The sequence below is a fragment of the Salinimicrobium sp. WS361 genome (assembly GCF_050750585.1).
Taxonomy (GTDB): Bacteria; Bacteroidota; Bacteroidia; order Flavobacteriales; family Flavobacteriaceae; genus Salinimicrobium.
This window is the reverse complement of sequence record NZ_JBOJLM010000011.1, coordinates 69,105-89,594: the sequence shown is the minus strand read 5'-3', so window position 1 is coordinate 89,594 and position 20,490 is coordinate 69,105. Positions and strand designations below refer to the sequence as shown.

20 protein-coding genes are annotated in these 20,490 nt (G+C 40.9%); 6 read left to right on the top strand and 14 right to left on the bottom strand.

Annotated elements, in window-relative coordinates:
* Positions 1-30: 30 nt before the first annotated feature.
* The 13 genes from ACQ93I_RS12180 to ACQ93I_RS12120 form a co-directional block, all read right to left on the bottom strand.
* Positions 31-657 (bottom strand): cation diffusion facilitator family transporter, encoded by a 627-nt coding sequence (locus ACQ93I_RS12180; RefSeq protein ID WP_431698768.1) that lies wholly within the window; start codon positions 655-657, stop codon positions 31-33.
* Between the two features lie 424 nt (positions 658-1,081).
* Positions 1,082-1,258: a hypothetical protein gene (locus ACQ93I_RS12175; RefSeq protein ID WP_168025980.1), complete on the bottom strand. Its 177-nt coding sequence runs from the start codon at positions 1,256-1,258 to the stop codon at positions 1,082-1,084.
* Positions 1,259-1,334: 76 nt separating this feature from the next.
* Positions 1,335-1,700: an STAS/SEC14 domain-containing protein gene (locus ACQ93I_RS12170; RefSeq protein ID WP_168026017.1), complete on the bottom strand. Its 366-nt coding sequence runs from the start codon at positions 1,698-1,700 to the stop codon at positions 1,335-1,337.
* A 214-nt stretch (positions 1,701-1,914) separates the two neighbouring features.
* Positions 1,915-3,279, bottom strand: a complete 1,365-nt coding sequence (nhaA, locus tag ACQ93I_RS12165; RefSeq protein WP_168025981.1) for a Na+/H+ antiporter NhaA — start codon at positions 3,277-3,279, stop codon at positions 1,915-1,917.
* Positions 3,264-3,620 (bottom strand): STAS/SEC14 domain-containing protein, encoded by a 357-nt coding sequence (locus ACQ93I_RS12160; protein ID WP_168025982.1) that lies wholly within the window; start codon positions 3,618-3,620, stop codon positions 3,264-3,266. The genes nhaA and ACQ93I_RS12160 overlap by 16 nt, the downstream gene beginning before the upstream one ends.
* 48 nt (positions 3,621-3,668) lie before the next feature.
* Positions 3,669-4,328, bottom strand: coding sequence for a ribulose-phosphate 3-epimerase (rpe, locus tag ACQ93I_RS12155; RefSeq protein WP_168025983.1), 660 nt, complete (start codon positions 4,326-4,328; stop codon positions 3,669-3,671).
* A gap of 72 nt (positions 4,329-4,400) precedes the next feature.
* Complete coding sequence (locus ACQ93I_RS12150) at positions 4,401-4,853, bottom strand: OsmC family protein (protein ID WP_168025984.1); 453 nt, start codon at positions 4,851-4,853, stop codon at positions 4,401-4,403.
* A complete protein-coding gene (locus ACQ93I_RS12145; RefSeq protein WP_168025985.1) occupies positions 4,840-7,392 on the bottom strand; it encodes a heavy metal translocating P-type ATPase in 2,553 nt (850 codons plus the stop codon). Before ACQ93I_RS12145 ends, ACQ93I_RS12150 begins: the two co-directional genes overlap by 14 nt.
* A 259-nt stretch (positions 7,393-7,651) precedes the next feature.
* Positions 7,652-7,939 (bottom strand): cation transporter, encoded by a 288-nt coding sequence (locus ACQ93I_RS12140; protein ID WP_168025986.1) that lies wholly within the window; start codon positions 7,937-7,939, stop codon positions 7,652-7,654.
* Positions 7,940-8,208: 269 nt separating this feature from the next.
* Positions 8,209-8,544, bottom strand: coding sequence for a P-II family nitrogen regulator (locus ACQ93I_RS12135; protein WP_168025987.1), 336 nt, complete (start codon positions 8,542-8,544; stop codon positions 8,209-8,211).
* A gap of 88 nt (positions 8,545-8,632) precedes the next feature.
* A complete protein-coding gene (locus ACQ93I_RS12130) occupies positions 8,633-9,874 on the bottom strand; it encodes an efflux RND transporter periplasmic adaptor subunit (protein ID WP_168025988.1) in 1,242 nt (413 codons plus the stop codon).
* Between the two features lie 30 nt (positions 9,875-9,904).
* Positions 9,905-14,380: a CusA/CzcA family heavy metal efflux RND transporter gene (locus ACQ93I_RS12125; protein ID WP_168025989.1), complete on the bottom strand. Its 4,476-nt coding sequence runs from the start codon at positions 14,378-14,380 to the stop codon at positions 9,905-9,907.
* A gap of 93 nt (positions 14,381-14,473) precedes the next feature.
* Positions 14,474-14,866 (bottom strand): hypothetical protein, encoded by a 393-nt coding sequence (locus ACQ93I_RS12120; protein ID WP_168025990.1) that lies wholly within the window; start codon positions 14,864-14,866, stop codon positions 14,474-14,476.
* Between the two features lie 273 nt (positions 14,867-15,139).
* Here ACQ93I_RS12120 and ACQ93I_RS12115 point away from each other — a divergent pair, with 273 nt between their 5' ends.
* The 5 genes from ACQ93I_RS12115 to ACQ93I_RS12095 all read left to right on the top strand — a co-directional run bounded on the left by ACQ93I_RS12115 (position 15,140) and on the right by ACQ93I_RS12095 (position 18,144).
* Positions 15,140-15,511, top strand: coding sequence for an ArsR/SmtB family transcription factor (locus ACQ93I_RS12115; protein WP_168025991.1), 372 nt, complete (start codon positions 15,140-15,142; stop codon positions 15,509-15,511).
* 1 nt (position 15,512) lies between these two features.
* On the top strand, positions 15,513-16,121 hold the full coding sequence (gene merTP, locus ACQ93I_RS12110; RefSeq protein WP_168025992.1) for a mercuric transport protein MerTP: 609 nt from the start codon (positions 15,513-15,515) through the stop codon (positions 16,119-16,121).
* A 15-nt stretch (positions 16,122-16,136) separates the two neighbouring features.
* Positions 16,137-17,483 carry a dihydrolipoyl dehydrogenase family protein gene (locus ACQ93I_RS12105; RefSeq protein WP_168025993.1) on the top strand — a complete coding sequence of 449 codons (1,347 nt, stop codon included), beginning with the start codon at positions 16,137-16,139 and terminating at the stop codon, positions 17,481-17,483.
* Positions 17,484-17,503: 20 nt separating this feature from the next.
* Entirely contained in the window at positions 17,504-17,728 is a 225-nt protein-coding gene (locus ACQ93I_RS12100) for a GDCCVxC domain-containing (seleno)protein (RefSeq protein ID WP_168025994.1), read from the top strand.
* A gap of 119 nt (positions 17,729-17,847) precedes the next feature.
* Entirely contained in the window at positions 17,848-18,144 is a 297-nt protein-coding gene (locus tag ACQ93I_RS12095; protein WP_168025995.1) for an amino acid permease, read from the top strand.
* Positions 18,145-18,355: 211 nt separating this feature from the next.
* Here ACQ93I_RS12095 and ACQ93I_RS12090 read toward each other — a convergent pair whose 3' ends face one another.
* Positions 18,356-19,570: a phage integrase SAM-like domain-containing protein gene (locus tag ACQ93I_RS12090; protein ID WP_431698767.1), complete on the bottom strand. Its 1,215-nt coding sequence runs from the start codon at positions 19,568-19,570 to the stop codon at positions 18,356-18,358.
* Between the two features lie 320 nt (positions 19,571-19,890).
* On the opposite strand from ACQ93I_RS12090, the gene ACQ93I_RS12085 reads away from it, so the two are divergent.
* Complete coding sequence (locus ACQ93I_RS12085; RefSeq protein ID WP_431698766.1) at positions 19,891-20,478, top strand: HupE/UreJ family protein; 588 nt, start codon at positions 19,891-19,893, stop codon at positions 20,476-20,478.
* Positions 20,479-20,490 lie beyond the last annotated feature (12 nt).

The window sequence follows — 20,490 nt, the reverse complement described above, 5'->3', positions numbered from 1 at the left end:
ATGAAAGAGTGGAGATCCATTATTTAATCCTTAATATTCAACCTTTCTTCCATTTTGTAAAGCCTCCCATCCTTCTTTAAGGGCATAAGGAACAATCAGAAGAGCAGCCACCGGATCGGCCCACCACAAATCTAGATACTGAACCGCCAGTAAACCTCCCAATACAGCAATGGTTTGATACAAACACACAAAGGTATCTTTGGAGTCGGCTATTAATTCCTGGCTGTCCAGCTTTTTACCGTACCTGAATTTGTACCAAATCAGGATAGGGTTAACCACGAGTGAAACCAATAAAATTATTAATCCCAAAGTACTCCAGGAAGGAGTTTCTTTGTTGAGTAACTTTGTTATAGAGTCGTAGGTAATAAAAGTACTAACAATTAAAAAAGAAGTAGCAATTACGTAGAGGGTGATTTTTTCTCTTTTCTTTACCCGTTTATCACTAATATCATGAATTTCACCATGTAACCTCCACCAGAGGGTACTTGCCGAAATAACTTCAATAACACTGTCGAGCCCCCAGCCAATCAAGGCTGCACTACCGGACGTAAATCCAGCCGTTAAGGACACACCTACTTCAATGGTATCATAAAACACATTGTACTTTTGAACTGTCTCTGCTTTTCTTAAATATTTTTTTCTTTCCTTGTCTGCCATAATTTTATTTTATGTTTAAATTCTGTAAGCTTAGCTTCTGAGCCACCTATGGACTTTATTCTCATAGGTGATTTAAAGAAGCAGATCCCAGGGGTAAAAAGCGGCTCCGTCAGGTTTTTCACCATCCCTGCCATTCTTTGTTCCCTATCAGAATCGTTTGTCTAATGTTTGTTCTTCAAATGGCAAAATTCTCCGGGGAAAGCCCACGGAAAATTTTAATTGAACACGTTTTCAAATTTTCCGCCCGGGCCAGATCCTATAATAGTTACATCAAATTTTTCCATTTTTTGAAATTTAAGTTTTAATATTGTTCACAACAACCCAAAGATTAGGTCTACTTTTTAGGAAACAGCGATTACATTCCACTTTGACCAATACTTTCTGATAGGGTTCACAGGAAAGTTATTGGCTTATGCCTTAGATTTCATCCTTCCAGATCATAAAACCATTCTTCCGCCTGTTTAATGGCTTCGGTTATCGCTTCTTTTTTTGTATACTTTTCCTCTTTCACAAGCTCGTTAGCTATTTCAAGAGCTTTTTCCCTGACTGGCGGGTTCAGGGATTCCAAATCTGTTTTAAAATCTTCAAATAGCCATTCCATAATGAGTTATTTTTGTTGAACAATTTTTTCCTGTTTGTTGACAGTTTTCTATCTCAAGAAGGATTTTTGCTGAAGACTACGCCTTTACTAAACCAATCCAGGCTTTGGCCGTATCCTTTTCGTTTAAATCAAAGTATTTTATTTGAGAGCCTGAAAAGAAATTTAAAACCTTTGTAGTCTTTTCCTGCCATATTTTATCTCCAACAATAGCCATATTTCCGTAGTCGGAAATATGTGCAGCATCTATTTTTAGATCTGCCCACAATCCTTCCAAATCGTAACCGTAGAAATCGTGCAGTTCAAAATAAAAATCCACTTTATTGTTTTTAGCAATAATTTTATCGATAAGCGGATGCAAATTTTCCACTTCCTCTTTTGAAACCTTACCGCTCACTTCCACGGCTATAAGGTTGTCTCTATCTGAATTTAAAAGGTTTATCATAATTTTTAATATTTTACTTAAAAATACTTCTAATTTGTCTACCACAGTAAAATCTTCAAAATTACTGTGACATATACTTAGCCTCTCCAACTAGAGCAGTTCCCATAGGACTCAATGTTAATATTAGTTGCATTTTAGTTCCTTTTAAAGTTCTTAAAATGACCAACTCCTTCCGGTTTTTGTTTTGACAATGCTCTGGCTTTCACAAAAAACCTTAAAAAACTTCTCCCAGCTCTTGTTGCTTAGCGCTCCGGGTCTTCCCCAGACTAAGCACAAGCACACCGGCTATGGCTGCTACAAGTGAAGCAAGCAGGATACTTATTTTCGCTACCTGAACAAGGTTTTCATCTGCAAATGCCAGGTTCGTGATAAACAGGGACATGGTGAACCCGATACCGGCTATCAGCCCGACTCCTACAATATGTTTCCAGCGGAGGCCTACCGGCAGGCGGGCAAAGCCCAGTTTAGCACCTAAATAGGAGAAGGCGGTAATGCCGCATACTTTCCCCAGCACCAATCCTGTTAAAATTCCGAGACCCAAAGGACTTGATAGTACTTCTGAAATTCCAAGACTGAGTTCTACTCCTGCATTGGCCAACGCAAAGACCGGAATGATAAAGAAGGCATTGAAACCGGTAAGCGCATTTTCCAGCCGCAGCAGGGGAGGGTGGGTGTGCTTCGTGTCATTTCGAATTGTTTCCAGAATATTCTGTTGCTTCTTATCAGTGAGCAGATGGGTGTTTACCAGGTCAATTTTTTCCAACTCCTGCACATGGGACTTTGTCCGTTGTTGAAAATCCCCACTTTCTAATTTCGGTTTAATGGGAATGGTAAGGGAAAACAGCACCCCGGCCAGGGTGGGATGTATTCCGGAGTCAAGGAAAGCCAGCCATAATACAATTCCCAGTAAAATATACAAAGACAGGTGTTTTATCCCTGTCTTGTTCAATATGGCCAGTATTAGCAGAGCCCCTCCTGCAATCAGCAGGTTCATCCAGGCTATTTGACTGCTGTAAAAAATGGCAATGACCAGAATCGCACCGATATCATCGGCAATGGCCAAAGCTACCAGAAATATCTTTAACTGCACAGGCACCCGCTTTCCTAAGAGACCCAGTATTCCAAGGGAATAGGCAATATCGGTAGCCATGGGAATACCCCAGCCTTTGGCTGTAGGCATGTTAAGGTTGAATAGGAAAAAAAGTAAAGCCGGTACGAGCATGCCACCCAGGGCAGCAAATATAGGCATGGAAGCTTTTTTGAAATTAGACAACTCTCCTACCATTACTTCTCTTTTCAATTCGAGACCGGCCACCAGAAAGAAGATTACCATCAGGCCGTCGTTGATCCATTCTTCCACCGAAAGGGAAATTTCCAGGTGCTCCGATGCCCCTATAACAATTTCATCAGTCAGGTAATGGTGGTATATATCGGCCACACCGGTATTGGCCAATACCAAAGCGACCAAAGTAGCAAAAATGAGCAGAAGGCCGCCTGCGGTTTCCCGGTCAAGGAATTTTCGGCCAGTTTCCTTCATGTAGCTTATAGGGGTAGATTCCTTTTTTACTTCTCTATCCATTTTTGTCCTTCGCTTGCATGGTTTATTTCAAAAAATTTTACTTCGGCAGAGGTAAAAGGTTTCATCAAATCCGTCATCCAATCTTCCCATTTTTCATCCCCTACCATGGCCACTTTTTCAAATTTGTTGGCATGTTGGACATCGAATTTCAAATCTTCCCAAAAGGCTTTTGGTTTCCATCCTTCAAAACCCTCCATTTCAAAATACCAGCGAATTTTTTTATGTTTCTCCACTATGTTGTTCAGCAGGGGCAATAGCTTATCGTAATCGGCTTCAGTCAAATTTCCTGTTGCCCTTGTGGCTATTAAATTCCCTTCTGTTTGTCCCAATATTTGTAGCATAACTCCTCTTTTAATTATTATTTAATTTATTCCTTTTTACAACATTAGTTACCTTATTAGGGGGTTTCTAAGCTCCTGAATTGCCCTAAGGGGATCATTGGAATTGAAAATACTACTTCCTGCTATAACAGCATCAGCTCCTGAATTCAAAATTTCCTTCACGTTATTCCTGTTAACCCCTCCATCTACTTCAATAAAGGCCTTTGCATCTTTTCTTTGTATCAATTGCTTTAATTCCTTTATTTTTTCCAGTGTATCGGGAATAAAATCTTGTCCGCCAAAACCCGGATTTACAGCCATTAGGCAAACTGTATCTAAATCTTTGATGACGTATTCCAGGCTTCCTAAAGAGGTATGCGGATTTAAAGCTACCCCTGCTTTACAACCTAGGTTTTTTATTTGTTGCACCACGCTGTGCAAATGAAGGCAGGCCTCGGCGTGCACCGTAATTTGCTCCCCATATTTAGAAAAAACTTCCAAATACCTTTCAGGTTGAGCAATCATTAAGTGCAACTCGACCGGTTTCTTGTTGTGCTTATGAATAGCTTGTAAAACAGGGGTTCCGAAGGAGATATTGGGAACAAACATACCGTCCATTACATCCACATGCAGCCAGTCTGCTTCACTTCTATTAATAGTTTCGAGGGTTTTGCCCAGGTGGGCAAAATCTGTCGAAAGAATGGAAGGGGCAACCATGAGATTTTTCATATCAACTATATTTTATCGGCTAGTTCAAAATTCAAACTAAAACCCTTACACACTAAATCTACCTGAAGAAAATTATAAAACAGGTTCCAACACAATCTCTGTTATTACAGAGTTAGAGATAAAACACTCAGCATGTGCTTTATGGTGCATTTTTTTCATTTCTTCTTCATCAGGTATATGTTCCCCCGAGAATTCTACTTTGGGCCGTAAAAAAACCCTGGTCACAGCCTGTTTACCATCCTTGTTTTTCTCAACCACAGCAACGGTTTCATCTTTGTAACTCTTTATAATATACTTTTTAAAGGAGGCAATAGCCAGAAAAGTCAATAAGTGGCAGCTGGAGAGGGAAGCAGCGAAGGCTTCTTCAGGATTGACAAATTCAGCTTTCCCCAAATACTCTGGAGCTGCAGATGCAGTAATTTGCGAGCCTCCTCCAAAGATCCATTGATGGGTACGTGTATAATTCTTATAGGAGAAATCCTCGGAATCGGATTTCCATTCTAGTTTAACTTTAAATTCTGACATTATTTTCTTGTTTTAATTCATGAATTTGTTTTATACGGCCTCCGGGAAAGGCAGTTTTCTTATTGTTATAAGCTAATAATCTCAAAGCATTGCCCACTACCAATAATGTAGAACCTTCGTGAACCAGTACTGCTATACCAATGTTGGCAAACCCGAAGATAGTGGCCGGAATTAATAAAGCTACAATCCCCAGGCTTACCCAAAGGTTTTGTTTGATGATGCTTTTGGCTTTCCGGCTCAAACCTATTGCAAAGGGCAGCGTTTCCAGTTTATCGGCCATCAGGGCTATATCGGCGGTTTCCAGAGCTACATCAGATCCTGCTGCCCCCATTGCAATACCCACGGTACTATGTGCCATAGCGGGAGCATCATTCACTCCATCGCCCACCATGGCTACTTTGTCCTCCTGTTTCTTTAATTTTTTAATAGCATCTACCTTTTCCTCGGGAAGCAGGCTTCCCCAGGCATCGGTAAGGCCAATTTCTTTGGCCACCGCATCAGCCACTTTTTGGTTATCCCCGGTGAGCATGATCATACGTTTAATACCGATTTTTTTAAGCTCCTCCAAGGTGGCTTTAGCTTCTTCCCGTGGAGTGTCCATAAGGGAAATAATTCCAATATACTCCTCATTCCTGCGTATCAACATTGTCGTGTTCCCTGCGGCTTCCTGTTCCCTTACTTTTTCAACGATTTCTTCTGAAGGCTTTTGATCATCGAGGGCTTCAAAGAGCTCAAGATTCCCCATATACACCTTATCTTCCCCGAGGCTGGCTTTTATACCTTTTCCTAAAACAGCTTCCATATTACTTGCTTCCGGAAATTGTGCATTTCCCAGGCGTTCTTTGCCGTCCCGTACCACTGCTTTTGCAAGGGGGTGGTTGCTTAAAGCCTCTACAGCTACAGCTGTTTTTAGCAGTTCCTCTTCACTTACGTCCGTTAAAGTGATAACTTTGGTGAGCTTTGGTTTGCCTTCAGTAAGGGTACCGGTTTTGTCAAAAGCAATAGCGGTGAGCACGCCAAGGTCTTCCAGGGGCCGCCCTCCCTTTACCAGAACACCACCCCTGGCTGCACGAGCCACTCCGCTAAGTACAGCACTGGGTGTGGAAATGGCCAGGGCACAGGGACTGGCAGCCACTAAAACTGCCATAGCCCTGTAGAAACTCTCACTAAAAGGTTCATCAATGACCAGAAAGGCGAAATTCAGCAAAACCACCAGGGCCAAAACCGATGGCACAAAATATTTTTCAAACTTATCAGTCAATAATTGGGTAGGTGATTTCTGTGTCTGGGCTTCATTCACTAATGTCACCAGTCTTGACAGTGTAGAATCCTGAGAGGTTTTTATCACCTTTACTTCCAGGGTACTATTGCCGTTGATGGTTCCCGCAAAAACCCGATGTTCTTCTTTTATTTCGCTTTCTTTTGAATAGTCCCTGTCAGGATCGGGTACGGGGGACTTATCCACAGGGACGCTCTCACCGGTGATGGGTGCCTGGTTCACACTACTATTGCCATTAACAACAACACCATCGGCAGAAATTTTGGTGTTGGATCTCACTACAACAATATCACCTATCTGAAGCTCTTCTATTTTTACTTCCTGCGTCTTTCCATCTCGTTTTATCAGAGCAGTTTTAGGTGCAAGGTCTGCTAAAGCTGCAATAGATTTTCGCGCCTTGTTCATGGCGTAATTTTCCAGTGCATGGCCCAGGCTAAATAGGAAGAGGAGCAAAGCCCCTTCTGCCCATTCTCCCAGAATGGCTGCCCCGATGGCCGCGACCAGCATAAGGAAATCAATTTCGAAACCTCCTTTGGCAACCGTTTCAATGGCTTCTTTTGCCGTGTAATAGCCCCCAAAGAAATAGGCGCCTATGTACAAGGCCAAACTTGCCCATTCGGGCACAGTTTCCAGGTAGGAAAGGCCAAAACCGGTGCCCAATAACACCCCGCAAATAATGGAAAAGTACATCTCAGTATTTTTTCCTAAAATACCCCCGTGGTCATGAGCGTGGCCTTCATCTTTAAGCTCTGCCTCTTTGTTGGAATGTTTATGGGTTTCAGCCGTTTCAGGAGGCACTTTTTTATTCTTTTTGGCAGTCTTGATTTTCAGGCCTTCGTTCCTCAGGATTTGACGAAAATCTTCTTCATCAGTTTTAGCCTTTATGAATTCCAGCCTTACGATTCCCGATTCGGATACCGAGGCTTCCATTATCTCCTCCAATCCTCTCAGGGCATTTTGAATTTTCCTCGCATGCCTTGCATGTCGTATTCCCTCAACCTCCAACAGGGTATGTCCAAATTCATTGGTCAATGATGCCCCTGCCTGTTTTGCGAGTTTTGTAATATGGGCAATGGAAATAATGTCGGGATCGTAATGAAAACAAAGCTGAGGGGTATCATCCTCTTTTTCAGAAACAATATGCACCTTTTCAATACCTTCCCTGTTTTGCAGGTGATCCATTAGCCTCTGCACACATTGATCGTTCTCATCGGGAACTTCCGGCAGGAGTATTGGCAGTTTTACTTGCGTTTTTTTCATTTTTTCTATCGGTTTTTCGATTCTTGTCCGGTAAACTCTCGCTGAAATCTTTAAATTGGCGATGATCTTTTAATTAATGCGCCTTCACCTCCTTGAACTTCTACTTTGTTTTTTAAGTTTAAATATCCTTTTTCTTACAGCGACCATGAAAGCAAGAGCTATCCCCAGCAATGCAAAAAGAAGGTTCATCAAGATTTGATTTTTATCACTAAAATTGAATATTTCCTGGTAACTCTCAGGGAGGTACTTCCACCAATTTTCATCTCCCTGTAAATAATTCATTTGTAGGGAAAGAACCAGCGGTTGCATGATCAATATTCCAAAGACCACACCTGTTAGAATCGCTATAAAAATTTTTCGCCTCCTCATAATTTCTTGTCTTTTTTTCAGGTTCCCCTAAAGAAAGGCAATCGGCAAAATCATGCAGTGAACCAGCCATTATGGCAATACTGCCCGAAAGAAAACCACCAATCAATTCGACTACCGTAAAGGTCAGGTTGAGAAAAAAGGCGGTTCTGGTATAGATTAACGGTTTTGCCCGAAACATTTATAAATTCTGCCAACATACCTCCGCCAAAATTTCCTAAGGCAGGCATGGCTGCAAACAATAGAACAGTCAAAAAATCATTCATAGATCATTTCTTCTTTTCAGTTATAAGTTACAACTTTCCTTATGGCATCTATATGTCTCCTTTATTACTTCCTGTATTTTTAATTTCGAGCTACAAAAAATTATGCCTGAAAAGGAAATCCCATTAGTAAGACAAACAGTTAGAACTTCCTTTACAGGACTTATTTTATTGTTGTTGCTCCCCGTCAATCAAATTTCTTTATGGATTTTCCCGTCTTTATTTGAAACGCATCTTCAATATCTGAAACATAAATAATTCCGTCGCCAGGATCCGTTGTCTTTCCATTTTCGACTATGATGTCTATTGCTTTTCGTGCTTCTTCATTTTGGCACACCAGTTCCAGTTTCACTACGGGACTATCTGTAATGCGAAAATCAAGGGAGGGGCTGGCACCTTTGGCTTTGAATGCACCGGTCCCTTCCCCTTGCGAAAGGGTCATGCTATTAAAGCCACTATCACTAAGGGCTTCAACTACTTTTTGTACTCTTTTTGGTTTTATAAATGCTTTTATTTCTTTCATCGCTATAGTTTGTATTAAGGATGAACCCTCTGGGTTAACTAATTAAGACAAACATTATACAGAGAGCCCATCCATTTAAGTTTTTAATTTAATGACCGTGAGAAGTCTGGCTCTTCTTCATTTCTGCTATCAAATAATAAGCATTGTTCCACGCCACCTTTGCACCTTCAGGTAAAGGTTGCAATAATTTAATTTCCACCCATCCTTCATTTTCTTCTCCTGTCACCACTTCCACCGGCTTAAAAGACCACTCGGTTTCCCCGTCCTCCTCGTGCTCTTCAGCAATAAAGATGTAGGATTTGTCTTCTTCCTCAATAATTGCTTCTTTCGGTAAGGCTGTTACTTCTGTTCCTGTGCCCGTAACGATCCTGCCGTTGATGTACATGCCCGGTACCAGGTTTTCTGAATCTTCCTGTATCTCTGCATGCACGTGGACAGCCCTGGGATTCTGTTCAAATTTCTTGCCGATAGAATAAATTTCAGCAGTATAAGTCTGGCCGGGCACTGATTCCATTTGTAACAGGACCTTTTGTCCCTCCTTGACTTTATATACATCTTTGGCAAAGACCATTAAATCTGCATGCACATGTTCGGCGTTGATCACTTCGAATAGCTCGGTTTGGGGATCAACATATTGTCCTACCTGCACACTTACATCTTCAATGCTCCCTTTTATTGGACTGACTACAGGAACATTCTCGACAATATTTCCTTCTCGTATGCCAGCAACATTAAGGTTTAACTGCCTGAGCTGTGATTCAAACCCTTGAACCTCTGCCTGCACAACACGATAATCGGCCTGTGCCTGTTGAAAAAGTTTGCCTGAACCTACTTCTTGTTCATAAAGCCTTTGTTGACGATTAAATTCTTGCTCCAGGTTCTGCAAACGGCTGTAAGCTGTCATATAATCGGTTTGTAACCTGGTGAGGTTAGGATGGGATAGATATGCCAGTACCTTACCTTTGCTTACTTGATCCCCCTCAATGACCTCAATAGAAGTTATATTGGCTCCTATAAAAGCAGTTACTGTAGCTTCATATTGTGGTGGGACTTCCAGTTGTCCGGTAGCTTCTACTATATCGGAAATGGGCCTTGTGGGCAGGGTGTCCACTTTTATTTCCAAACTGTTGAACTTGAGACTGGAAAGATGCACTTCACCCATTCCTCCTCCTTCTTCTCCTTCTTCATGACCTCCTTCTTCTTCTGCAGAATGTTCTTCCTGAGCTTCAGGGGACGCTTCTTCCGTACCTTTGCCTTCTCCGCCATTGCAGGCTGAAAGAAAGCTTACCGTAATGAGCAATGTGAACAGTTTTATAATGTGCTTTTTCATTTTTATATCTTTGTCTATTAATTAATTATCTTATTCTGAAGTATTTATATAATATTCGAGTTGGGAGCGGCTATCAAGATAGCTGCCCAATGCCTGCCAGGCATTCACTTCTATGCGTACGGCATCGCGTATGTTTTGCAGGAAAGTCACATAGTCAATTGCTCCTTCCCGATAAGCGATGATGGCCCCTGCCCGCTGTTCTCTGGCCAAGGGTAGCGCTTCTTCCTGATAGTATGTCCAGGAATTAAGCCACTTCAGGTATTCTTCGCGTGCCTCAGCATAAGCTGTCTTTAGCTCAAACTGCGTCTGCTGTAAATTAGCTTCAGCTATTTCGCGGTTTATTTTTGCTGATTGTGTTCTGCCCAATTCAGGTCCAAAGAACAAAGGAATGCTGATCCCTACCTGATATTGATAAAAGCCGGTTTGGCCGTCAATTTTCTGCCTGCCGTACTGCGCCTGAAATTTCGGAAGAAACTGCGATCGCCTCTCCCTTAGGGTTGCATCAGCCACCTCTATCCTTTGTTCATACACATTGAGCAGGGGATGGTTCCCAAGGGGTTGCAGTAATCCGCTAATGGGCTCATCAAACTGATCGGCAGGAACATTAGGTACCGTGTAAAGTGTGTCACTGGCAAACCACAGGTTGAATCGCTGCAAGGCTCCAAGATAATCCCTATAGGCCTGCTCTTTTTGTATTTCAACTTCATTGCCCTGGTTTACCGTAGCCAGGTATTCAAGTCTCGAGATTGTCTCTGTTTCCAACCTGATCTGTGCAGCTCTCTCAATATCGGTAAAGGCTGAATCCAGACTGTATAAGGTCTCATACTCATTTTTAGCAGCATATACCGACGCCCAGGCCTGACTTACCTCCAGTTCTACTTCAAGAATGGAAAGATCAAGGGCTTCTTCTGCCAGGGCCACCCTTTCCTTCTGCAACTTCAGGCGTGGCGCAATACCAAAGATGTCGATATTCTGTTGCTGAACCCCAATTTGTGTATAGACACCAAGATCAGCATTACTCGAACCACCGCTAATTTCTTCTGCGCCGGTGAATATCTGGGTATTACCAAGGTCCCAGGCCGTTTTCTTTAAAGCCTGCTGACTTTCTATCTCCAGGGCAGCAGCTCTTATTCTCGGAAAAGCCTCTATTGCCCGTTCCTTGGCCTCTTCTAACGAGAGGACTGGCAAAGAATCCTGTTGGACAATTATTTCAGCCTGAGCCGGAGAATTTTTCTGTGAAGAACTGTTTTCCTGTGCCTCTGCAGGGGTGCTAAATCCTAAGAGGCTTCCGACAGAAAGCAATGCCACCACTATTGCAGGGGCTGGTGCAAAGCCATTATTGTTATTACTATTTCTTCTGTTTTTCATATTTTCTATTAAAGTATAAAGGACTGGCAACACCACAAGGGTGAGAAGGGTAGCTGTAAGCATACCTCCAATAACCACGGTTGCTAAAGGGCGCTGCACCTCTGCACCGGCCGAAGAAGAAAATGCCATTGGCATAAATCCTAAAATATCTGTTACCGCTGTAAGCATGATCGGCCTGATTCGTTCTTTCGTACCCATAAAAATCCGGTCTTTGATACTGGTTACGCCTTCTTCTTTTAATGAATTAAAGCGATTCACCAGGACCAGACCGTTAAGTACTGCCACTCCAAAGAGCACGATAAAGCCTACACCTGCAGAGATACTAAAGGGCATGTCCCGGAGCCACAGGGCGAAAACACCCCCAATGGCCGCTAATGGAATGGCCATATAAATCATGATAGACTGCGAGAATGAGCCCAGGGCAAAATACAGCAGCACGAATATCAGCAAGAGAGCGATAGGCACCACAATAATCAGGCGGTCTTTGGCATTTTGAAGGTTCTCAAACTCACCGCCATAAGAAATGTAGTAACCTGGAGGTAAATCCAGTTCGGCACCCAGTTTTGCCTGAATATCATTCACAACCGACTCTACGTCACGGCCCCTCACATTTACCCCAACGTATGTTCTGCGATAGGTGTCGTCTCTGGAAATTTGCATTGGCCCGGGAACAAAGCTGATATCAGCTACTTCATTAATCGGGACTTGGGTACCATTAGGCAGATCAATGTATAAAGTCCGTATATCTTCAATACTCTGTCGGTGCTCTTCATCAAAGCGCACTACCAGGTCGAAACGTCTTTCTCCTTCAAAAACCACTCCTGCCACTCCACCTGCAAAAGCGGTATTTATATATTCATTTATTTTTTCGATTTCCAGCCCGTACTGTGCTAACTTGTCACGATTGTAGCGTACCGTCATTTGTGGGAGACCAGAAGTTCTCTCTGCATTTACATCTCCTGTTCCGGGTACAGTTTGAATAATCTCTGCCATTTCCTGAACCTTAGTGGATAGAACTTCCAAATCCTCGCCATAGAGTTTTACCGCAATATCTTCTCTTACCCCTTCCAATAGCTCATTAAACCTTAGCTCTATAGGTTGGGTAAAAACAAGGTTGACACCTGTGAGGTTTTTATTGAGTAGGTCCTGGATTTGTTCAATGAGTTCCTCTTTTGTGTCAGCAGAAACCCATTTGTCCCTGTCTTTTTCGAGTATGATGTACATATCTGCTATATCCATCGGCATGGGATCAGTAGGAATATCGGCCACCCCAATTCGGGCTGTTGCTGTCTCTATTTCCGGGAAGTTGTCCAAAAGTAAGGTCTCAATTTTTTTAGAGACTTCAATAGATTCATTTAATGAACTACCTGGACGGATTAAAGCTTGCATGGCAATGTCCCCTTCATCCAGCTGCGGAATAAATTCTCCCCCCATCGCGGAAAAAACATAGCCTGCAGCCCCCAATAAAACAATAGATCCTATGATCACCGCAGCTTTGAGGCGGAGGGAAGCTTTTAAGAGCGGAAGGTAAGCACGGTGAATGCCACCAATGATTTTATCACTGACTCTTTCCAGCCAGCGTTCTAACTTGCCATACCAGTTTTTCTTGTTTTCAATCGGCTTCATAAACAATGCCGTCATCATAGGAACGTAGGTAAGGCACAAGATAATGGCACCTATCATTGCAAAACCAAAAGTATAGGCCATTGGCTTGAACATTTTGCCTTCCACTCCTGTTAGGAACAAGATGGGTGTAAACACAATAAGGATGATAACCTGGCCGAAAAATGCCGACCCCATCATAGTGCTTCCGGAATCGTAAGCGACCTCATCCATGACCGCCTGATTAAATTTGACTTTTCCGGCTTTGATCCTTTTATGGATTTCATAAACGGCACCTTCTATAATAATAACCGCCCCATCAATAATTATCCCGAAGTCAATGGCCCCCAGGCTCATTAAATTTGCCCAAACCCCAAACTGCTTCATCAGGATGAAGGCAAAGAGCAAGGACAGCGGAATGGTAGTGGCTGTAATGAGGCCCCCACGCAAACTCCCCAATAGGAATACCAATGCAAAGATTACGATTAAAGCACCTTCCAACAGGTTTTTAGTCACGGTATCGGTTGTTCTTCCAATAAGGGCGCTTTGGTCAATGATGGGCCTTATTTCAAGTCCTTCCGGCAAGGATTCTTCTACCTCCGCCATCCTTTCCTGGACCCTCTGTATTACCGCATTGGGGTTTGAGCCCCTCAGCATCATAATAATACCGCCCACAGCTTCCTCTCCATCCTGAGTAAAAGCACCATAACGCACCTGACTTCCGAAACTCACTTTTTCGGCAATATTTCCAACTGTAACAGGAATCCCGTTTTCATTGGTAACCACTATTTTCCTGATGTCATCTAAAGACTGGATCAGGCCTTCTCCCCGAATGAAGTTGGACATTCTGTTCCTTTCAATGTAGGCTCCCCCGGTATTTACATTGTTCCGGGCCAGGGCCTCGTAAACCTGGGAGATGCTTACATCCAGCGCATTTAATTTCTCAGGACTAATAGCTACTTCGTACTGTTTGATGTATCCTCCAAAGGAATTCACTTCTACAACACCTTCAAGGAGTGTCAGCTGTCTCTTAATAATCCAGTCCTGAATACTTCGGAGCTCCGTAGGAGTATACTCCTCTTCATAATCTGGTTGTGGCTGGATGGTATATTCATAAATCTGTCCCAGCCCGGTGGAAATAGGCCCCATAGTTGGGCTACCAAAGTTTTCGGGAATGGTTTCCTGCAGCTCTGTCAATTTTTCCTGAACCAGCTGCCGGGGCAAATAAGTTCCCATGTCATCTTCAAAGACGATGGTTACCACGGATAGTCCAAAGCGGGAAACAGATCGTAATTCAGTCACCCCGGGGAGATTACCCATTGCCAGTTCGACCGGATAAGTGACAAACTGTTCAATATCTTCAGTACCTAAGCTGGGAGATTGGGTAATCACCTGTACCTGGTTATTTGTAATATCAGGAACTGAACCCAGGTTCACGGTCATCATCGACCATATTCCGGCTCCTATAAGTGCCAATGTTAGCAGTCCTACTATAAACTTGTTGTTTATAGAGAATGCTATAATTTTGTTAATCATTAATAATAGAATTTAATTCAACGTAAATAGATGAGATGGCCATTAAAGAAGTCAATGGCGTCAGGATATAATTATCCTATCACAAAAGTTAAATTAAACTTGGGGTGGTTGAAAGATAGTACCTAAACTGGCCGAGGAAAATGGAGGTTGGTAGAATAAAGAATTAGTTTTTGCTTCTGGAATTCCTAAGGAATAGGTTTCAAGATTCGGCGAATCAACATAGGCCATGCCATGATAACACGAGTGGTTGCCTTGTAATGGAAGTTCACCATCATGATTATCCTTCTCGTGGCCCGGAAATTTTTTCTGATCCCCATAATGATAATCTATGAAATCAAAAAAAGTAATACCGGTATCTGCCGATTGTTCTTTATAATGCTCAACAAGATTTGGTATTTTCAGTAGTTCACAGCACCAATCCGTTACTGGTCCCGAAGATTGGAACAAGAAAATGACGGATAAAAAAGTGGTTGCTAGAATTTTCACATTACAAAGATAAAAAATTTAAATGCAACAGAAGTGCAAAAGTAGAACTTCTAATATTTAGCGAATTGAAATGAAAATTTAAAACCGATGCCTGCGGCCATTTGAGCGGAAGAAATCAGATATTAAACCAGTTTTTAGAATGGATTAAACTGAGGTAATTCCTGGAAGAAATTTGGCGGGATGAATATCAACATAATACACTATTTCTCTATCATATTTAATAAGTTGCTTAAATAATAAATAATTTATATCTTAGCAGCTTTAAAATTTTTTATGAAACTTGAAATAATCTGTACACGTGCTGAAGCTAACCATACACAGCTATTGAATTGTCAGGCAACAATTGAAAGTTTGGACAACGGTTTCCAGCAGATGACAAAACTCCTTTCTATTGCCGGTAATGAGGTGCGTTTAAAGATTCTCTTCCTTTTAAACATGGAGAAGGAATTATGTCCCTGTGATATAGCAGACATTTTAAAAATGAGTATGCCGGCGATTTCGCAACATATTCGAAAAATTAAAGACGCCGGCTTTATTGTCTCCAGAAGGGAGGGGCAAACTTTATATTATTCGCTGGTAAATTCTGAAACCCAGGTTCTGGATAACATTTTGAGTTCAATTAAATCATCAAGAAAATCCGCTTAAAATGGATGCATCTCAAAATAGATCCAATAAAGCTGCTTTAAGCGGTGTAGTAGCGGCAACAGCAGCATCTTTATGTTGTATTGCACCAGTTCTTGCTTTGGTCGTGGGCACGAGTGGAATGGCTACTACCTTTTCGTGGATGGAACCTTTCCGGCCGTATTTAATTGCGCTCACGGTTTTAGTTCTGGGCCTGGCCTGGTATCAAAAACTAAGATCTAAAAAAGAAGCTGAAAGTGATTGCGGATGTGCAGAAGATGAAAAACCAACATTTCTGCAGTCAAAGAAGTTTTTACTGATTGTAACATTATTTGCAGGGCTCATGCTGGCTTTTCCCACTTACTCCGAAGTATTTTACAGCCAACCTACCAAGGAAATAGTCTATGTTTCACAATCAAATATTGTTAAGGAGGTATTTGTTGTAGAAGGAATGACCTGCGCAGGATGTGAAGCCCCTGTGGAAAATGAAGTCAATAAACTTGATGGCATTATTTCGGTAAAGGCAAATTATGAAAATGCCAATACGGTAGTCGAATATGACAAAACAAAAGTAGATAAGGCTGCAATTATTAGTGCTATAAGCAGTACCGGTTATAAGGTAGTTGATAAGTAACTTAAAAAGAACCAGATGAAAAATTATGATGTTTTTGTGATAGGTTCCGGAATGGCAGGAATGAATATTGCCAATAAATGTGCTTCTAAAGGGCTTAGGGTGGGAATCACAGATAAATTGCCCTATGGTGGTACCTGCGCTCTTCGTGGATGTGATCCCAAAAAGATCATGCTCGGCCCTACTGAAGTAAAACATTTGGCTGATAATCTACACGAGAAGCAAATTTCTGAAGTACCAGCTATCTACTGGCAGGAAGCAATGAAATTTAAACAGGATTTTGTGGATGCTATGCCGCCTAAAATTGAAAAAAGTTACGAAAAAAACAAAATTGATACCTTTCATAGATCAGCAAAATTTATTTCTGAAACTCAATTGCAGGTAGGAAATGAAACTATAGAAGCCGGAAAGATTATAATAGCCACGGGTGCAAAACCGAGAGAGCTGGAAATACCCGGGGAGGAGTACGCTATGGACAGTACAGATTTTCTGAATTTCCAGTTCCTGCCATCCTCTTTGCTGTTTATTGGCGGTGGGTACATCGCTTTTGAATTTGCACATATGGCTGCCCGTTTTGGCAGCAAAGTGACAATCGTTCACAAAGGGAGAAGACCGCTTGAAAATTTTGATCCTTTCATAGTAGATCAATTAACTGAAGCTACCAAACAAATGGGTATACAACTAGTTTTGAATACCAATGTTACCGCGATTGAAAAGGCGAATGGGGCTTTTTGCGTGACCGGAAAAGGTGAAAGCGGGGAAAAGAAATGGGAGGCGGCGCAGGTGATTAATTCTGCAGGAAGGTCTCCTGCCATTTTTGATATGGACCTGGAAAAAGCCAATGTTGCCTTTGGTGAAAAAGGAGTTGAAGTGAATGAATATTTGCAAAGCACCACTAATCCAAATGTCTATGCTGCCGGGGATGCAGCAGATACAGATGGTATTCCCCTTACACCTGTTGCAGTTATGGAAGGACATATTGTAGCATCCAATATATTAAAAGGCAACATTAAAAAACCAGATTATACCGCCATTCCCACTGTGGTTTTTACACTGCCCACAATGGCTTCGGTAGGATTTTCTGAAGAAGAAGCTGTTAAAAAAGGTTTAAACTTTAAGGTAAACAAGGATCGTGTTCCCGACTGGTTTACCGCAAAAAGGATCAACGAGAAAACCTATGCCTATAAGACTCTCATCGAGAAAGAAACCGGAAAAATTTTGGGAGCACATCTCATTGGCCCTCACGCCGAGGAAATTATAAATTTATTTGCCATGGCTATAAAAGCCGGATTTACTTCCAAAGATTTAAAAACCATAATCTTAACCTATCCTTCATCAAGTTCAGATGTTGTATATATGGTATGATTAATTAAAAAAATAAAAAAATGAATTCCTTTATAATTGAATCAACTATAACTTGTCCAGATTGCGGACATTCCAAGACAGAAGAAATGCCTACAGATGCCTGCCAGTTCTTTTATGAATGCGAGCAATGTAAAGAGGTTTTAAAACCCAAAGAGGGTGATTGTTGTGTATTCTGTTCTTATGGCAGCGTACCCTGTCCTCCTATCCAACAAAATAATACTTGCGGGTTTTCTAATTATTGCTAAAAAGTTACAATAAAAAAGATGGCTCATGGATATAAGAATAGGTAAAAGCGCTTAAAAAATACCTATAGGTCAAAATCAAGAGATTTTATTGAAGTGATGTTCTATTTAAAAATTGTTTTATGAGTGATTATAAGAAAGGAAGCCTTAGTCTTGGCAATACCGTTGCTATGGGTACTGGAGTAATGATTGGAGCAGGTATTTTTGCCCTTCTGGGGCAAATCGCTGAACTCTCCGGACAATATTTCGCACTATCATTTATAGTGGGTGGAGTAATTTCGGGATTTAGTGCTTATTCATATATTAAAATGGCCGATGCTTATCCTTCCGCAGGGGGGATAGCTATGTTCCTGAAAAAGGCCTACGGGAAAGGCACAATTACAGCATTTGCAGCGTTCTTCTGTATGGCATCCACATAAAATATACTATAGCAATTACAACCCCTGTTCCACTAACGATAAAGGTAATTTCAGGACTATCATAAAACCAGATCAGACCCGCCAATGTACTTGCCAACATTGTGGTAATGCTTTTTAATTCTTCATAAGTGTCAATAGCAGTAGCAGTGTCTTTTTTATCACAAATATTGCTTATCCATGCATTTGAAATGCCTTCGGTGTGAATATCTATTTAGAAATTAATCACACTATCCAATGCCTCATCGGTATCTTTATGCATAAAGTTAGATTGGTAATTTATTGTGGTAGTAATTGATGAATGCCTATATAGTTTTTGAAGCATATTGATCGGAATTTTATCCTCTGATATGTTTCCAAAGGTATGTCGTGCTATGTGCATTGTGACTTTTTTTGATATTTCGGCCTGTTCTGCAACGGATAACAAATATTTGTTGAATTTTTTGTTGGCTGTTTTTGTTTTAACATAGACATCTTTGGCATCTTTTAAATTTGCCTTTTTCATTTCAGGAAATATAAAATCATCATCATTTTGTTTATTGTCCTGATAGTATTCCAAAATCGGAAATATTTTACCGGGGATTTTAAGGGATAACAATTTTGAATTCTTATTCATACGATAATGAAGCCTTTCATCATAAATGTCGCTCCAGCGAATTTTCAATACGTCAGCTACTCGAATTCCAGCAAAATAAAAACTAAAAAGCCAAACATTTCGAGCGTGAGTTTCGTTTTCATTCAGATTTTTAACGGATTCAAGTTTTATGACCTCATTTCTGGTTAGACCTATTTTTTCGGTTTCTGGGAATTTAATTCGTATTTTATCAGAACCGAAGGGATAGAGTTTTCTATCTACTATATCCAATTTAATAGCTCTATTATAGATAGTCCTAATCACTATAAGATTATTTACTATTGACCTTTCTGATAGGCTGTGTTTTTTACGTAAGTAGATTTTAAATTTCCTTAAAAATTGTTCATCTATTTCCTGAAAGGTAAGCTGCTTTGATTTGGAAAAGTTCAATACGTGGTTAACGCGAGCCTTATCGGTAGAGAGTCTTGACAATTTCTTATTTGCTTCTAGTTCATCAAGAAAATCTTTTGCAACCTCAAAGAAAGTAATAGATTCAGAAGAGGCATACAGTTTCTGTTTTATTTGATTAGCTGATATATCCTTTTTCCCCGATTGCAAATCAATTAGCATCTTATTAGCTTCAGAAAGTTTAGTGGTTAATAAGCCATTGAGACTATCTGCATTCAGATGTGATTTCCTAACTCGGATATTTTTCTCATCCCAATCTTTTAAATTTATATAATGACCTATATAATGATAGTTTGAACGGCGATTCTTTGTAATACGAACCGCCAGTGGATACAGTCCTTCTTTATTGGGTTTTTTTCTGAGTACTATTTTTGCATTTGACGTCACCTCTTTGATTTTAGAACTATAAAGATAATCATTTTTGGTACAACATAGGTACAACAAACTTTGATTTTAAACCATATCAAATGAAATTAATAAAAATTACATTTCTGTTAATCAATTGTTTATAAGTATAATTAGTTTAATTTATCATTAAAAACGCAGGATTCAAAATCCAGTTTCTTCGGAAGTGTGGGTTCGATTCCCACCCAAGGTACAAAAGCTCATCTCAGGATGGGCTTTTTTTATTTCATCTCACTTCTATTAATCCCCTGCCGTTGCCCATTTTGGACAGAAATTGTATTTTCGGCGCTAATCTTTATCCTATGTCTCAATTCTGGTTATATTTTCAGTTAGGCCTGGAACATGTTCTGGACTGGAATGCTTATGATCATATCCTTTTTCTCATTGTTCTGGTCGCCTCCTTCTCATTCCTCACCTGGAAAAAAGTCTTTTGGCTGGTCACCATTTTTACTGTCGGCCACATGCTTTCTCTCTTCCTGGCGGTGTACAAAATTGTTCTTGTGAATACCACCTGGGTAGAATTCCTTATTCCGGTAACTATTCTCGCCACAGCAATTTTTAATATGATCAATGCAAAAAAGAAAGAGAACAAGAACAATGTTGGCCTGCTTTACTTTAGTACGGCTTTCTTCGGAATAATTCACGGCCTTGGATTTTCTTCTTATTTTAAAATGATTGCCTCGGGTACAGACAGTGTTTTTCTTCCCTTGCTGGAATTTGCACTGGGCATTGAAGCCGCGCAAATCATTGTAGTATTAGGTGTGCTGCTTTTGAGCTTCCTGTTCCAGAATGTTTTGAATATAACCAGACGCGACTGGATTTTGGTAGTATCGGCAATCGTGATAGGAATAATTTTACCTATACTTAAAGAAAATTACCTGGCACTTTAAAATATAACTTCT